Genomic DNA, 15505 nt, shown 5'->3' with positions numbered 1-15505 from the left:
TTATAAATAACTAAACAAATCAATTTTATGAAATCAGTTTTAAACTTTGTATTTCTTATTTTAATCATTCCCAATATTTTTTCTCAGCAAAGAAAATTGACAGCATCAGAAAATTTAAAAAATGCTTACGATATTCAGGACAGTGTGATGATTAAAACTCGTGATGGTGCTTTGATTTCTGCAATTGTAGTTCGAAAAAAAGAAGTTTCTATTCCAAAACCTGTGATACTTCAATACACTATTTATGTTTCTGATAATGATCTTAAATCCTTAAAAAAAGCTGTTGACAATGATTATGTTGGAGTAATTGCTTATTCCAGAGGAAAGCGATTTAGTCCTAATGAAATATTTCCGTACGAAAATGACAGCAATGATGTCTACGATGTGATCGACTGGATTAGTAAACAAAGCTGGTGCAACGGAAGCGTTGGAATGTATGGTGGGAGTTATAATGGTTTTACACAATGGGCGGCCTGTAAAAAGATGCATCCGGCATTAAAAACCATAGTTCCTTATGTTGCAAACAGACCCGGAATGGGATTGCCAATGGAAAATAATGTGTTTATAAATCCTAATTACGAATGGTCTTTTTATGTTGGGAACAATAAATATCTGGATACAGTTGCTGGAAATGACAGGCAGCGTTTTAGACGAATGCAATTTAAATGGTGGTATTCTGGCGTTGCTTACAGTAAAATGGACAGTATAGATAATTGCCCAAACAGACATTTTCAAAGATGGATTAAGCATCCGTCTTTTGATGAATATTGGCAAAAAATGGCTCCTTATGAAAAAGATTTTGCTCAGATCAATATTCCGGTTTTAGTAATTGATGGTTATTACAACGATTCTCAAAATTCGAGTTTATATTATTTAAGAGAACTTCAAAAGTATAATCCTAATACCAATTCATATCTAATCATTGGACCATATGGTCATTTTGGAACTCAAAGAGGAGGCTCAGCTGTATTGAATGGGTATAAAGTTGATGCAAACGCACTAATTAACACTTCTGAAATAACGTATCAGTGGTTTAATTATATTTTAAAAAACGGATCAAAACCGGAAATTTTGAAAGATAAAATTAATTATCAGGTGATGGGAGCCAATGAATGGAGGTGTGCACCTTCTATTGAAAAAATGAGCAATGACTATCTAAAATTTTATCTGACAAATATAAAATCCGGGAAATTCTATTCTTTGAATTCAAAAAAGCCGGCTAAAAAGAATTATTTACCTCAGGAAGTTGATTTTGGAAATCGGGAAATTAGTAATAATGATTATTATCCTGATCCAATCATTAGAAAAGAAATTGATACGACTAATGGTTCTGTTTTTATTAGTGATCCATTAAAAGAACCGTTGTTGGTAAACGGTCCTTTTTTAGGAGAAATAAAATTCAGCTGTAATAAAAAAGACCTCGATATGGGAGTGACTTTGTATGAAGTAATGCCTGATGGCTCTTATTTTCATTTAGCATACTTCATAGGCAGGGCAAGTTATGCTAAAGATATTACGAAGAGAATCTTGTTGAAACCTGAGAAAACAGAGTCATTTTATTTTTCGAATACACATCTAATAAGTAAACAATTAAGCAAAGGAAGCAGATTACTGATTACTTTGAATGTAAACAAAAATGCCTTTTCAGAATTGAATTACGGAACCGGTAAAGAAGTGAGTGAAGAAACCATTAAAGACGCAAAAGAGTCTCTAAAAATAAAATGGTATAATGATAGTTTTATAGAAATTCCGGTTTGGAAGTAAGAAGCGTGTGCATTAAAATACTAAAATATTCTTTATGATGTAATCTTTTGTTAATGTGTGTTTTAACTTTTTTTTATTAAATTTGATAGTACAAATTTCAGCAAAATAAAACAATATGGAAAAATTAAAACGCCCGGTTTATGTAAAAGCCGGTACTGATGATTTTTTTAAAAAGTTACGTGCAGAAGTAAACGAAACTGTTTTGCAAAACTCCTCATTGTATCGCTTAAACATTGTGAAGTCCATTGGACTTGTAGTTCTCTTTTTTTTATTTTATACCTGTATTTTACTGTTTGGAAACAGTACTCCATTTTTATTTCTCTTTTATATTTTGTGCGGTGTTACCATGATAGTACTTTTTATAAATGCTTTTCATGATGCAGCCCATGGAGCGCTGTTTAAAAAACCGGTACATAATCAGCGATTTATGTATGTACTGGAACTTTTTGGTAGCAACCACTGGCTTTGGACACGCCGTCACATTAATCTTCATCATGCTTATCCAAATGTTCCGGATTGGGATGTAGATATCAAACAAAGCGATATTATCAGGATTTTTCCAAATAGTCCGCTATTTAATTATCATAAATACCAGCATATTTATATGTGGCTCATTTATCCTCTTTATAGCCTCAACTGGATTTATATCAGGGATTTCAAGGATTTTTTTGGAACAAAAGATAACTATGTAAAAAAAGTGGTTGAAAAGATTCCGATACGTGAAATCTATAAGCTGTTCGCAGCAAAAATTATAAATCTTACCTACATGCTTTTTATTCCGATGCTGTTGTTAAATCAGCTCTGGTATACAGTTTTAGGAGCATGGTTTGCTATGCATTTATGCGGGAGTGTTTTGGGGGTCGTAGCTTTAGTATCTACACATGTTGATGAAGATGCGCATTTTCCGACAACAGACGATGAAGGAAATCTCTCTGCGACATGGGCGATGCATCAAATGATTGTTACCAAAGATTTTAGTACCAATAGTAAACTGGCAAATTTTTTATATGGAGGTTTTACGCATCATGTAGCCCATCACCTTTTTCCGGCTGTCGGTCATACTTATTATCCTTATATCACACCCATTATAATGCGTTATGCAGCCGAATATAATCTCCCTTATACCTCATATCCGTTTCATCATGCTGTACGTTCGCATTTCAGAATGCTGAAAGATAAAGGTATTCGCGAAAACATTCTGATGACTGGTGAAATCTAATTCAAAAAATACTTTTAATACTCAATACTCATAGCCGGAAATTTTTCTTCCGGCTTTTTGTTTTTAAATCGTTGAAATTGGACATTTTTTTATTCTTATATTTACCTTTTAAGAAAGTCTGGTCAATTTAAAATCTTATTTCATGCTGCAATTCAACAAGTCTTTGTTTTTTCTAATTTCTCTTTTTGGAATAATTTCTTCTAATGCTCAGAATGAGGTTTATAAATCTGAAGCTGTTATTGCAGATACGACTTTTGTAAATTTAAAAGACTATAGCTCAGATTTTATTTACGATATGAAATATGCTACCGAAGATAATTTTTTAAAGGCCAAAGTGTACGATTGTGCCGAATGTTTTTTACGTTTAAAGACCGTCAAGGCTTTAATAGCCGCAAATAATGATTTTAAGAAAAAAGGTTTTAAAATTAAACTTTACGATTGCTACAGGCCGTTATCGATTCAGAAAAAAATGTGGGAAATAGTATCAAATCCGGAGTATGTGGCAGATCCAAAAAAAGGCTCCATCCACAATAGAGGAGGAGCCGTTGATATTTCTATAGTCGATGCCAAAGGAAAAGAGGCTGATATGGGAACTCCTTTTGATTTTTTCGGAATTCAGGCTGGTCATAACTATACCAAACTTTCTAAATCGATATTATCAAACAGAAAGTTTCTTAAAAGTGTAATGATTAAAAATGGTTTTAATTCGTTTGATTCAGAATGGTGGCATTATAATCTGAAGACTGGTTTAAAAGACAATGTTTCTAATCAAAAATGGAATTGCGAATGATTTATTCTACGCACCTGATATTTTCCATAAAATAAGTAGCTGGCTTATAGGTTTTTCCATTCATTTCAGAAACAATTTCACCTCTTACAATGTAGTCTTCAACATCAGTCAGGTATTTAATTCGCATTATGGTAACAGGAGATTTTTTTAGTTCTTCAAAATTATCTTTCATAAACATAAAAATTCCGGTATTGATTCTGTTGTTATATTCTTTCTCATGAAGGAGTGTTCCGCAGTTTTCCTGATTGATGTGGATTAAGGTCACCACTTTACCGTTCTGTAATTGTAAAAAAACTTTTGAATTTTTATCAAAACAGTTCGCTTTTATAAAATCTTTGCTTTTTTGAATAGATAGTAAATTTAAAGTAGGCAGGCCATCGGTTTGTGCCAAAGAAAAAAAGATATAATTAGAGGTATTTCCAAAGTTTTTCTCGGTAATCAGATATTCAGGAGTAACTTTGTAAGTACCGATTGAATCTTTTACATTAGTGCTGTACTCACAATCTTTTTGGGCAAATGAGGTAAAGGTTAATAGAAAAAAAGCGAATGCGATTAAGTGTTTCATTTTTAAGTTATTTTTCTGCAAATTAAAACTATTTTGTTATCATTTTTATCTGTTGTAAAAAAACAGTACAAATTTCCACCATTTTTTATTTTCCATTTTTTACGAATGTTTTCTACAGTCTCAGGAAAATTTCGGGTTGTAATATTGGCCTGCTGATTTAAAAGTGCTGCTTTCATATCATTTTTGCCGTATGAAATCACTTTTTCAATTTCAAACGATCTTCCGGGAAAATCAATCAATTCTTCCGAAGTATATAAATGGGAGTGTTTATGAAGTTTGTTTATTCCGAAAGAAGTACTGATTTCATCAAAACCGCCCGATTTCATGATGGCTGAGTTGGGTTCGTACAGAAATTTTTGTGGTAAATGATAAGACACATATTCATCCTGCTCTCCGAGGATAAATTCAAATGTCTCAGTTTTGTCTTTTAAAATATTGGCCGTTTTTATAGTTATTCCGCCTTTGTAATTATTATGAATTTCAAAAAGCAGTTCTTTGACTTCGTTTTCCAAAGCAATAATATGAATGTTTTTTACGAATTTCAATTCAGATAAACCTGCCGAAATATCGAGTAATGGAGCTGTTTTAATTAAAATAGAATCTGATTTTTCAAAATAAAAATCCAGTGATTCAGGAACATTTGGCAAGCAGTCTTTTAGCATAAAAACCTTTCCCTTGGCATCATTTCTACGGGAAGGATCAATGTAAATCCAGTCCCATTTAAAGTCGGGTTCTGATTCGTTTAATATATTTGTAGAATCATCAGCATAAAAGAAACAATTTTTTACTCCTAATTGTTCAAAATTATGTTTTACAATTGCAGATAACTCTTCGTTTATTTCACAATGCGCAACGATTTTAATTTTTTTAGAAAAATAATAATCATCAACGCCAAAACCTCCTGTAAGATCAATTAACGATTTCCCTTCAATTAGAGAAGCTTTGTAAGCAGCTGTTTTTTCTGAAGAAGTTTGTTCAACCGAAATTTTGCTCGGGTAAATGATTTTTTCTGTAGCAAACCAGGTAGGCAATTTTTCTTTGGCTTTCGTTCTGGCTTCAATTTGATTTAGAATCAAAATCCAGTCAGTCTCAGGAAAAGGATTTTTCTGAAGTGCTAATTTTGTAATTGAGGCACCTGTATTTTGAGATATAAAATCTTGTATGCTTTTGTTTAAGATTGAAGTATTCAATGCTAGATTTTTTCTGTTATGACGGAAACAATTTTATTGTCTGGAAAAAATTCTTTCAGGATTACTTTCAACATTGTATAAACCGGAATAGCGATAATCATCCCGACAATTCCAAAGGTAATTCCGCTAATTAAAGTAATCAGGAATATTTCCAGTGGGTGCGAATTTACACTTTTTGATGAAATTATAGGCTGACTAATATTATTGTCAATGGCCTGGACGAGTAGAAAACCAATCACAACGTATATTGTTGTCGGTAAAATTTCTGACTGAAAATCACTTCCGATCAGACTAATCATAGTTAATATTGCTGCCAAAATAGTTCCGATAATCGGACCGATGTATGGAATGACATTCAAAATGGCACATAAAAAAGCAATTACAAAAGCATTTTTATTTCCGAAAATAATCAAGACAATCAGATATAGAATAAAAACTACAGTTAATTGCAGTAATAAGCCAATAAAATACCGGGTTAACAGATGATTGATTTTTGTAATTGAATTTAAAATTTTGTCTTCATTTGTGTCAGGAAGGATTCTTCTGGCACTTGCTTTAAATGACTCCTGATCTTTAATAAAGAAAAATGTAATAAAGAAAACAGAAACCAATCCCATTCCCATATTAGCCATGAACCCCATAATAGAGTTGATAAAGCTTGTAAAATAGCCAAAACTAAATGCGCTAGTGATTTTTGACTCTTTAAGAACTTTATTTAAATCAATATGCTGGATGTTGAAATAAGTTTCAATATTTCTTTCTGTCTCTATAAATTGGGATTGCAGATGATCTGTGTCTAAAAGTGCTAAATTATTGGCCTGGGAAATAATTAAAGGCACAAACAATAAAATAAAACCAACGATTAAGAAAATGAAAATTACAATTGTTGTGGTGGCTGCCAGTGAATTGCTAAATTTTAATTTGTTTTTTAAAAACAGAACTAATGGGTTTGCTATCAGGCATAATATCAATGAAATACAGAGGTATACAATCACAGTTTGTATTTCATATAAAAAATATAAAACGATGCCGATTATTAAGATTGTGGCTAATGCTCTTAGAATTCCGTTCGAAATAGTTTTTGACGTTATCATGTTTGAAATTTAGACTATAAATATAGGAAAAGCATTTTGAAATTTGGTTTTAAACAAAAAAAGCGAGATGAATGGCATCTCGCTTTAAATGTTGGTTTGGTTAACAATTATTGGGCAAATGAAGCCCTTGCACCTCCAGTTGTGAATATAGCTGATATTCTGTTTTTTTGTCCGTTTGTAAACATATACATTGCTATGTCATCAACATAATCCATGTAATTCATTGTCATTTCTACAGGTGTTCCTGAACAAGTACTGTAGTGAGGATATGCAGGAACTCCGTAATTTTCTTCGTTGTGAGTAGGTGTATCGGCTACTAAATCACTTCCGCATGTTGCATCTCCCCAAATGTGACGCAGATTCATCCAATGACCTACTTCGTGTGTAGCTGTTCTTCCTAAATTGAACGGAGCATTTGCAGTACCGGACAAACCAAAATAGCGAGGGTCAATGACAACTCCGTCTGTAGAAGAAGATCCGCCGGGAAATTGTGCATAACCTAAAATATTATTACCAATATTACAAGTCCAAATATTCAGTTTAGTTGTTGGAGAAGTAGGAGCAAGACCTCCCTGAGCTGTTTTTTTCATGGCATCATTTGTACCCCATGAAGTTTTGGTAGTAGATTTTCGGATTACCTGATCCAAAACAAATGTAATTCCAATATTAGCTTTAACACCAGAAAAGAGTGCCGGAACGCTGTTATAATCTGAATTTAAGGCATTAAAATCTTTGTTTAAAACATCAATTTGTGATTGAATCTGAGCGTTAGAAATGTTTTGTGCAGCAGTTCTGTACAAAACATTTACTACAACCGGGATTTCGATTTTACCGTTAACTAAGCGGCCTGTAAAGTTGCTAAGAGAATGTTTTGCTGTGAAAGCTTCAATTTCGTTCATTTTAATAGCCAATGCAGGATTAGCTTTTAATTGTGCTTCAAAGACTTCCTGCGTTGCACATCCGCGTCTCGCAGACACGTTTAGATTTGAATCAGATGATTCTGCCTGCTCATTTTGACAAGAAAACAGCATAAGTGCTGTAACTGTAGATAAAAGAATTTTTTTCATGATAAAAGGGGTTTTGTTATAAAATTTGTTAATAATCAAATAATAACGCAATTTTATAACAAAAAATAAATGTAGCCAAATTTTTATAATAATTTATTTGTCAGAATTTTACAATCCCTTATGTAGTCTACTTCTTATAAAAATGTTAAAATTTAAATTAAGAAGTTAATTCGTACAAACAGATACTTGCAGCCTGCGCAACATTCATACTGCTGTTGTTTCCAAACATGTTAATATGAACAATTTGATTCGAAATTTTTAAAAGTTCATTTGAGATTCCCGAAATTTCACTACCAATCAAAAGTGCAATTTTTTTATTTTCAGGAATAATAACTTCTTTTAGAGGTTTGCTGTTATTTGTAATTTCTAAAGCAATAATTTCAAAATTATTTAGGGTTAAATAATCAATTAATTCTGTTGTTTCTTCAATAACAGAATGCGGAACATGAAGGTGGGTGCTTCTTGATGTTTTGTTTATTTTTCGGGGAGTTAGCGGAATATCTTTTCCTAAAAAGATAATTTTTTCAACACCAAAAGCTTCACTAATCCTGAAAAGAGAGCCAATATTTTGCTGAAAGTAAATATGATCACAAACAAGGGTTATCGGAAACGTTTTTCTTTCAAATTGATTTTCTTCGTGGGTAAGCTGCACTTTTTAGAAATTAATTGGTGAAGATATAATTAATAATGTTGGCTCCCATTTTTAGTGCTTTTTGATGAACTTCTAAAGGGTCGTTATTTACTTCTGCATCTTCCCAGCCATCGCCCAAGTCACATTCGTAAGTATAAAGCAAAACCAGTTTATTTTCCACAAAAATGCCAAATGCCTGAGGTCTTTTAGCATCATGTTCGTGAATTTTTGGCAGCCCGTTCGGAAAAGGAAAAGGTTTCTGAAAAATAGGATGGTTAGCCGGGATTTCGACTAAATTGTTATTAGGGAATATTTTTTTGATCTCTTTTCGAATGTATTGATCCATTCCGTAATTGTCATCAATGTGTAGAAAACCGCCTCCATTTAGATAATTTCTAAGATTTGTTATATCAGAATCACTGAAAACAACATTCCCATGACCGGTCATGTGTACAAAAGGATAAGAAAGCAAATCAGGATTGCCCGGTTCTACTGTAGAGGGTTTCGTTTTTATCTGTGTATTGATGTTTGAATTACAAAAACGTATTAAATTAGGCAATGAAGTTGGGTTTGCATACCAATCACCGCCGCCATTATATTTAAGTAAAGCGATTTCTTGCGAAAAGGAAGTGAGTGAAAAAAGAAGCAACAGGTAAAAATAATTTTTCATAATAAATCATCTTGTAGAGATGTACAGAAGTACGTCTTAACGTATTATTAATTTGATATTTCATTAAAGAAAACAACGCTGTGACAGGCTACAACTGCCGCAGTTTCGGTTCTTAAACGTGTATTTCCTAAAGTTACAGGTTTGTAATTATTTTCTAATGCCAGCGCAATTTCTTTTTCAGAAAAATCACCTTCAGGTCCAATCAAAATAGTAACATCTTCATTTGGTTTTAAAATCTGTTTCAGTGATTTTTTTTCAGTTTCTTCGCAATGTGCAATTAACTGTAAACCGTTTTGCTGTTGTTGTATGAATTCTTTGAACGAAATCGCTTCATTTAATTTTGGCAGAAACGTTTCGTTACATTGTTTCATTGCCGATAAAATGATTTTTTCGAATCGGTCTTTGTTGATTACTTTTCGCTCAGAACGATCGCAGAAAACAGGTGTGATTTCCTGAATGCCGATTTCTGTTGCTTTTTCAAGAAACCATTCAAAACGATCATTCATTTTAGTAGGAGCAACGGCTAAATGCAAATGAAATTTAGACTTTTCGGCAATTTTTATAGCAATAACTTCAACAGTACATTTGTTATCTGAGGCCAAAGTAATACGGGTTTCAAACAATAATCCGAAACCATTGGTTACATGCAGAATGTCTGAATCTTTTTTACGTAAAACCTTAATGATATGCCGGCTTTCTTCCTTGTCAAAAGAAAAGCTTTCGGTTGTTTCGTCTATATTAGGATTGAAAAATAACTGCATGGTTAAAATTGAATTCGTGCTTTAGATACCACCGAAGCATCTTCAAAACGTTTTGATAAATATTTTTGATATCCGACAATTCCAATCATTGCGGCATTGTCTGTTGTGTATTCAAATTTCGGAATAAAAGTTTTCCACCCGTATTTGCTTTCGGTTGCTTTCAATGTATTTCGAATTCCGGAATTTGCAGAAACTCCTCCGCCAATGGCAATTTGTTTGATTCCGGTTTCTTTTACAGCCAGTTTGATTTTATCCATCAAAATTTCAATAATAGTATACTGAATAGAAGCACAAATGTCATTCAGGTTTTCTTCGATGAAATTTGGGTTTTCCTGTTTGTTTTTTTGAATGAAATATAAAATAGCCGTTTTTAATCCGGAGAAACTAAAATCCAGCCCGGGAACTTTTGGTTTTGTAAATGGAAAAGCTTTTGGGTTTCCTTCTTTAGCATATTTGTCAATCAAAGGTCCTCCAGGATAGGGAAGTCCAAGAATTTTAGCGCTTTTGTCAAAAGCTTCTCCAACAGCATCATCGGTTGTTTCGCCTATAATTTCCATGTCAAAAAAGCCGTTGACTTTTACAATTTGTGTATGTCCTCCGCTTATTGTTAAGGCTAAAAACGGAAATTCTGGTTTGTCAAATCCTTCTTCATCAATAAAATGCGCTAAAATATGAGCGTGCATATGGTTTACAGCAATCAGAGGAATATTTAAAGCTAATGACAATGATTTTCCAAAAGAACTCCCTACCAGTAACGATCCCATGAGACCTGGTCCCTGAGTAAACGCAATGGCGCTTAACTGCTCTTTTTGTACATTTGCTTTTCGAAGTGCAGCGTCAATTACAGGTACAATATTTTGCTGATGGGCTCTCGAAGCTAGTTCCGGAACGACACCTCCATATTGATTGTGGATTAACTGATTTGCTACAACATTTGATAATACTTTGTCGTTATGTAAAACTGCAGCGGCAGTATCATCGCAGGAACTTTCAATGGCAAGAATAAAAACCTCTGAATTTTGCATATAAAGGCACAAATTTTGAATTATATTTGACAAATCAAATTTTTAACTTTTTTTGATTGTAAAGAAGGAGTCAAAATTAAAGAATTTTTATCAAAACAGTCGTTCTTTGTCCGTTCAAAATAAATTTAAAAAGAATTAAAATTAAAACAGTTATCAAAAAAGTACAAAAAGCAATATCTAAAACCCTAATTGGGTTAATCTTACTATTGTTTGTACTGGTGATTGTTTTATCCCTGCCTGTTGTACAGACCAAAATTGCAAAATATATTACCGAAACACTGAATACTGATTTTAAAACCAATATCAGTATTGACAAAGTAGCCATAAATATTTTTGGTGGAGTTAAACTCAAAAAAGTATTGATTTTAGACCATCATAAAAAAACGCTGATTTATTCGGATATTATTACCACTGATATTTTAAGTATAACCCGGTTGTTAGATGGAGACCTTATTTTTGGAGATGTCCGCCTGACGGGTTTGATTTTTAATCTGAAAACGTATAAAAATGAAGATGAAAATAATATCAACGTTTTTATACGATTATTTGAATCGGGAAAACCTATCAAATCGAATAAACACTTTCTCTTAACAGCTAAAAATGCATATATTTCTCAAGGTTCATTTTCTGCAATTGACGAAAATAAAAGGACTCCGAAAATTATAGATTTTAAAAAACTGAATACTTATATCAGTGAATTTAAAATATATGGTTCTGAAATTAATACCAATATTCATAGATTCTCTTTCTTAGATCATAGAGGTTTGTATGTTTCAAATCTGAGTTCTAAGTTTAGTTATACCAAAAAACAGATAAAACTCGAAAATTTAGCTATAACAACCAAAAGGTCTACCATTTATGGAAAGGCGATTTTAAATTATAAAGTCAAAGATTTTTTAGAATTCACGGATAAAGTTAGGTTCGATGTCGCATTAGATTCGGCTTCATTAGCTTCAAACGATATTCGCTATTTCTATGATGGCTTAGGTAAAAATCAGCATTTTAAGGTTAAAACCAAAATTGAAGGTCCGTTGAATAATCTTAATCTGAAGCGTTTAAGATTAAGTGATACAAACGGAACAAGGATTGTTGGGAATATCAATTTCAAAAACCTTTTGGGAAGCAAGACTCAAAAGTTTTCCATGGATGGGAAATTTGATAAACTGGTTGCGAGCTATGATAATTTAGTAGTTCTACTGCCAGGTGTTTTAGGGAAAAGCCTTCCAAAGGATCTCAAAAAAATAGGTAAATTCAATATTGTAGGTGCTATAAAAGTATCAACAACAGATTTGGAATCGAAGTTCAAAATGGCTACCGACTTAGGAAACGGAGAGGTCGATCTGCATATGAATAATATTGATTTTATTGACAAAGCTTCCTATTCAGGGAATATTGTTCTTAATAATTTTGATATCGGAACATTTTTACAGCGAAAAGATATTGGCAAAACGACCTTAAATTTAGATGTTGACGGAGTTGGTTTTTCTAAGAAGTATTTGAATACAGTCATAAAGGGAGATATTTCGAAACTGGATTATAATAAATACACTTATAATAATATTGTTGTAAACGGTAATTTTAAACTGCCTTATTATAAAGGAAAAGTAGCTATTAACGATCCAAATCTGAATCTGGATTTTGACGGATTGGTTGATTTAAGCAAGCGTGAAAATAAATATGATTTTCACATTAATGTAGAGAATTCTGATTTGCGAAAGCTGAAACTTGTAAATGATTCAATCTCTAACTTTACCGGGGACGCAGTTGTTGAATTAAGTGGTAATTCCCTTCAAAACCTGCATGGAAATATTTATATAAAAGATGCTGTATATCAAAATCCGAAATCAACATATGTTTTTGATGAAGTAACGATAAATTCAAGCTTTGATTCAGATAGATTGCGTACCATAACAGTTAATTCGACTGATGTCGTAGACGGAAAAATTGTGGGTAAATTTCAGTTTGATCAACTAGGTAAACTTGTTATGAATTCAGTCGGGAGTCTTTATACAAATTACAAGCCTTACAAAGTTGCAAAAGGACAATTTTTGCGTTTTAATTTTCATGTTTATAATAAGGTGGTCGAAATGCTGTATCCAAATATTGAAATTGATTCGAGTACTGTTTTGCGTGGAAGAATTGATGCTGATAAACATGAATTCAAGTTTAGGTTTAATTCTAAAAAAATAACAGCTGAAAAAAATACATTCGATAATATCAGGATTAATATTGATAATAAAAATCCGTTATATAATGCATTTATAGAGCTGGACAGTATTAAAACGCCATACTATAAAATTCGCGATTTTAACCTGATTAATGTAACATCAAAAGATACATTATTTGTTCGTTCTGAGTTTAAAGGAGGAAACAAAGGAGAGGATTATTTTAACCTGAACTTATATCATACTATTGATAAAAATAAAAACAATATAGTAGGTATTCATAAGTCTGAGATGAAATTTAAGGACTATTTATGGTATTTGAATGAAGATGAAGAAGATGATAATCAGGTAGTTTTTGATCAGAGATTTAAAAATTTCACGATTGATAACATTGTATTATCCCATGAAAACCAAAAAATAGATCTGAATGGAGTCATAAAAGGGACAAATTATAAGGATTTGGTTATGAATTTTGAAGATGTGGATATTAATAAGATAACCCCTTTGAATGATAAATTTGTAGTTAATGGTAATCTGAATGGTAATATAAGTTTTAAACAGAATAAAAATATCTATCAGCCTACCGCTACTATTGAAATTGACAATTTGAATCTGAATAAAATTGATTTGGGAACTTTAAAATTTGATATTTCAGGGGATGAAACATTTAAAAAATTTACTATAAATTCTTCAGTTAAAAATAATTTTGCAGAATCATTTAAAGCAGAAGGAAGTTTTGCTATTCAAAACAAAGAAACTTTTCTGGATTTAAACTTAAAGCTTGATAATTTCAATCTGGCAGCACTGAGTACAATTGGAGGAGATGTTTTGTCTAATATACGAGGAAGTGTATCCGGAAATGCAGCAATAGTGGGGAATCTTAAAAAACCGGATGTAAATGGAAGGCTTTATGTTGAAAAGGCAGGAATGACCGTTACTTATCTGAATACGGATTATGAGTTGAATAATCGTACTGTTGTTGATTTGACAAATGAAAAGTTTTTATTTAGAAATAACCAGTTGACAGATACTAAATTTAAAACTAAAGGTCTGTTAAACGGAAGTATTGAACATAAGAATTTTGGAGACTGGAAATTAGACTTAACGATAACTTCAAAACGATTACTCGCTTTAGATACAAAAGATAGCGAAGATGCAGCTTATTTTGGGACAGCGTTTATCAATGGGACTGCAAGTGTAAAAGGTCCGACTGAAGCTTTGTTTATTAAAGTAGATGCAAAATCTGAGAAAGGAACAGAGATAAAAATCCCAATTAGTAATGTACAAAGTGATGGGGATAAAAATTTCATCCATTTTGTGACTCCAAAAGAAAAATTTAATTTATCGAAAGGAATTGCCGAAAGAACAAGAGACTATAAAGGTCTGGAATTAGAGTTTGATTTTGATATTACTCCAGATGCACAAATAGAGGTTATTCTGGACAGGGATTCAGGACATGGTATGAAAGGCAGAGGTCATGGATCATTGCTGTTTCAGATAAATACGCTTGGCAAATTTAATATGTGGGGAGATTTTCAGGCTTATGAAGGAACCTATAATTTTAAATATGGTGGCTTAATAGATAAAAAGTTTGCTGTTAGAAAAGGCGGATCAATTATTTGGGAAGGTAACCCAATGAAAGCGCAATTGAACCTGGAAGCAGTATATACAACAATAGCAAATCCTGCTGTTTTATTGGAAAATTCTTCTTTTAATAAAAAAGTGCCTGTGGAAGTTGTTATTGGTTTGAGGGGAGATTTAACAAATCCTGAACCTAATTTTGATATTCAGTTTCCTTCTGTAAGCAGTGTTTTAAAATCTGAGATACAATATAAACTGGATGATAAAGATATTCGTCAGACTCAGGCTTTGTATTTATTGTCTACAGGTTCTTTTATGAGTACAGATGGTTTTAGTCAGGGAGATTTTTCAGGTACTTTGTCAGAAACAGCAATGAGTTTATTAGGAGGTATAATTCAATCGGATAGTGAAAAATTCAATCTCAATTTTAATTATGTATCAGCTGACAGAAGGATAGGGCAAGAGGCAGATGGTAGGGTTGAGGCAACCGTTTCATCTCAAATTAATGAAAAAATCACTATTAACGGAAAAGTTGGAGTTCCTGTTGGAGGTATTAATGAATCAGCAATTGTTGGAAATATAGAAGTACAATATAGAATCAATGAAGATGGTACTGCCAACTTACGTTTATTTAATAAAGAAAATGATATTAATTATATAGGACAGGGAATTGGATATACGCAGGGTGTTGGTATTTCATATGAAGTGGATTTTGATACTTTTAGTGAATTGGTTAACAAGATATTTAAGAAGCATAAAATAGGGAAAGTTACCAAGAGTTCTAATGATATCCCGGATTCCAGCCTGAACCCTGATTACTTAAATTTTACGAATAAGAAAAAAGAAGCTGAGGATAGAAAGAAATCTGAAGAAAAGAAAAAAGAAGAGGAAAAAAAGCAACAACAAAAAGGTAATAATGAAGGTGTGATTCCTGATGATAATGATTTTTAAAATTTATAATTTTTGAATCATTTCAGATAGGT

General features: G+C 32.3%; 12 protein-coding genes. 4 read left to right on the top strand and 8 right to left on the bottom strand.

Features of this window, described 5'->3' with window-relative positions:
* Positions 1-27 precede the first annotated feature (27 nt).
* The 3 genes from GWR14_RS17600 to GWR14_RS17590 all read left to right on the top strand — a co-directional run bounded on the left by GWR14_RS17600 (position 28) and on the right by GWR14_RS17590 (position 3773).
* Positions 28-1764, top strand: a complete 1737-nt coding sequence (locus GWR14_RS17600; RefSeq protein ID WP_163410396.1) for a CocE/NonD family hydrolase — start codon at positions 28-30, stop codon at positions 1762-1764.
* A 115-nt stretch (positions 1765-1879) separates the two neighbouring features.
* Positions 1880-2983, top strand: coding sequence for a fatty acid desaturase family protein (locus GWR14_RS17595; RefSeq protein WP_163410395.1), 1104 nt, complete (start codon positions 1880-1882; stop codon positions 2981-2983).
* Positions 2984-3125: 142 nt separating this feature from the next.
* A complete protein-coding gene (locus GWR14_RS17590; RefSeq protein ID WP_163410394.1) occupies positions 3126-3773 on the top strand; it encodes a M15 family metallopeptidase in 648 nt (215 codons plus the stop codon).
* Between the two features lies 1 nt (position 3774).
* Here the strand turns inward: GWR14_RS17590 and GWR14_RS17585 are convergent, their stop codons facing one another.
* The 8 genes from GWR14_RS17585 to tsaD form a co-directional block, all read right to left on the bottom strand.
* Positions 3775-4338 carry a hypothetical protein gene (locus GWR14_RS17585; RefSeq protein WP_163410393.1) on the bottom strand — a complete coding sequence of 188 codons (564 nt, stop codon included), beginning with the start codon at positions 4336-4338 and terminating at the stop codon, positions 3775-3777.
* Between the two features lie 2 nt (positions 4339-4340).
* Positions 4341-5528 carry a THUMP-like domain-containing protein gene (locus tag GWR14_RS17580; RefSeq protein WP_163410392.1) on the bottom strand — a complete coding sequence of 396 codons (1188 nt, stop codon included), beginning with the start codon at positions 5526-5528 and terminating at the stop codon, positions 4341-4343.
* Positions 5529-5530: 2 nt separating this feature from the next.
* Positions 5531-6622 carry an AI-2E family transporter gene (locus GWR14_RS17575; protein WP_163410391.1) on the bottom strand — a complete coding sequence of 364 codons (1092 nt, stop codon included), beginning with the start codon at positions 6620-6622 and terminating at the stop codon, positions 5531-5533.
* A gap of 107 nt (positions 6623-6729) precedes the next feature.
* Positions 6730-7689, bottom strand: a complete 960-nt coding sequence (locus GWR14_RS17570; RefSeq protein ID WP_163410390.1) for a zinc metalloprotease — start codon at positions 7687-7689, stop codon at positions 6730-6732.
* Positions 7690-7846: 157 nt separating this feature from the next.
* Positions 7847-8341, bottom strand: a complete 495-nt coding sequence (locus GWR14_RS17565) for a TrmH family RNA methyltransferase (protein WP_163410389.1) — start codon at positions 8339-8341, stop codon at positions 7847-7849.
* 10 nt (positions 8342-8351) lie between these two features.
* The gene (locus tag GWR14_RS17560; RefSeq protein ID WP_163410388.1) at positions 8352-8990 is read right to left on the bottom strand and encodes a DUF4159 domain-containing protein; all 639 of its coding nucleotides are present in this window, start codon (positions 8988-8990) and stop codon (positions 8352-8354) included.
* 47 nt (positions 8991-9037) lie between these two features.
* Positions 9038-9751 (bottom strand): 16S rRNA (uracil(1498)-N(3))-methyltransferase, encoded by a 714-nt coding sequence (locus tag GWR14_RS17555; protein WP_163410387.1) that lies wholly within the window; start codon positions 9749-9751, stop codon positions 9038-9040.
* Positions 9752-9753: 2 nt separating this feature from the next.
* Complete coding sequence (gene tsaD / locus GWR14_RS17550; protein WP_163410386.1) at positions 9754-10776, bottom strand: tRNA (adenosine(37)-N6)-threonylcarbamoyltransferase complex transferase subunit TsaD; 1023 nt, start codon at positions 10774-10776, stop codon at positions 9754-9756.
* Between the two features lie 218 nt (positions 10777-10994).
* Between tsaD and GWR14_RS17545 the strand changes: the two genes are divergently transcribed.
* The gene (locus GWR14_RS17545) at positions 10995-15473 is read left to right on the top strand and encodes a translocation/assembly module TamB domain-containing protein (RefSeq protein ID WP_246236343.1); all 4479 of its coding nucleotides are present in this window, start codon (positions 10995-10997) and stop codon (positions 15471-15473) included.
* Positions 15474-15505 lie beyond the last annotated feature (32 nt).

This window comes from Flavobacterium ajazii (assembly GCF_010614725.1).
Classification (GTDB): Bacteria; Bacteroidota; Bacteroidia; order Flavobacteriales; family Flavobacteriaceae; genus Flavobacterium; species Flavobacterium ajazii.
The sequence above is the reverse complement of the archived record's forward strand: the minus strand, read 5'-3'. Positions and strand labels throughout refer to the sequence as shown.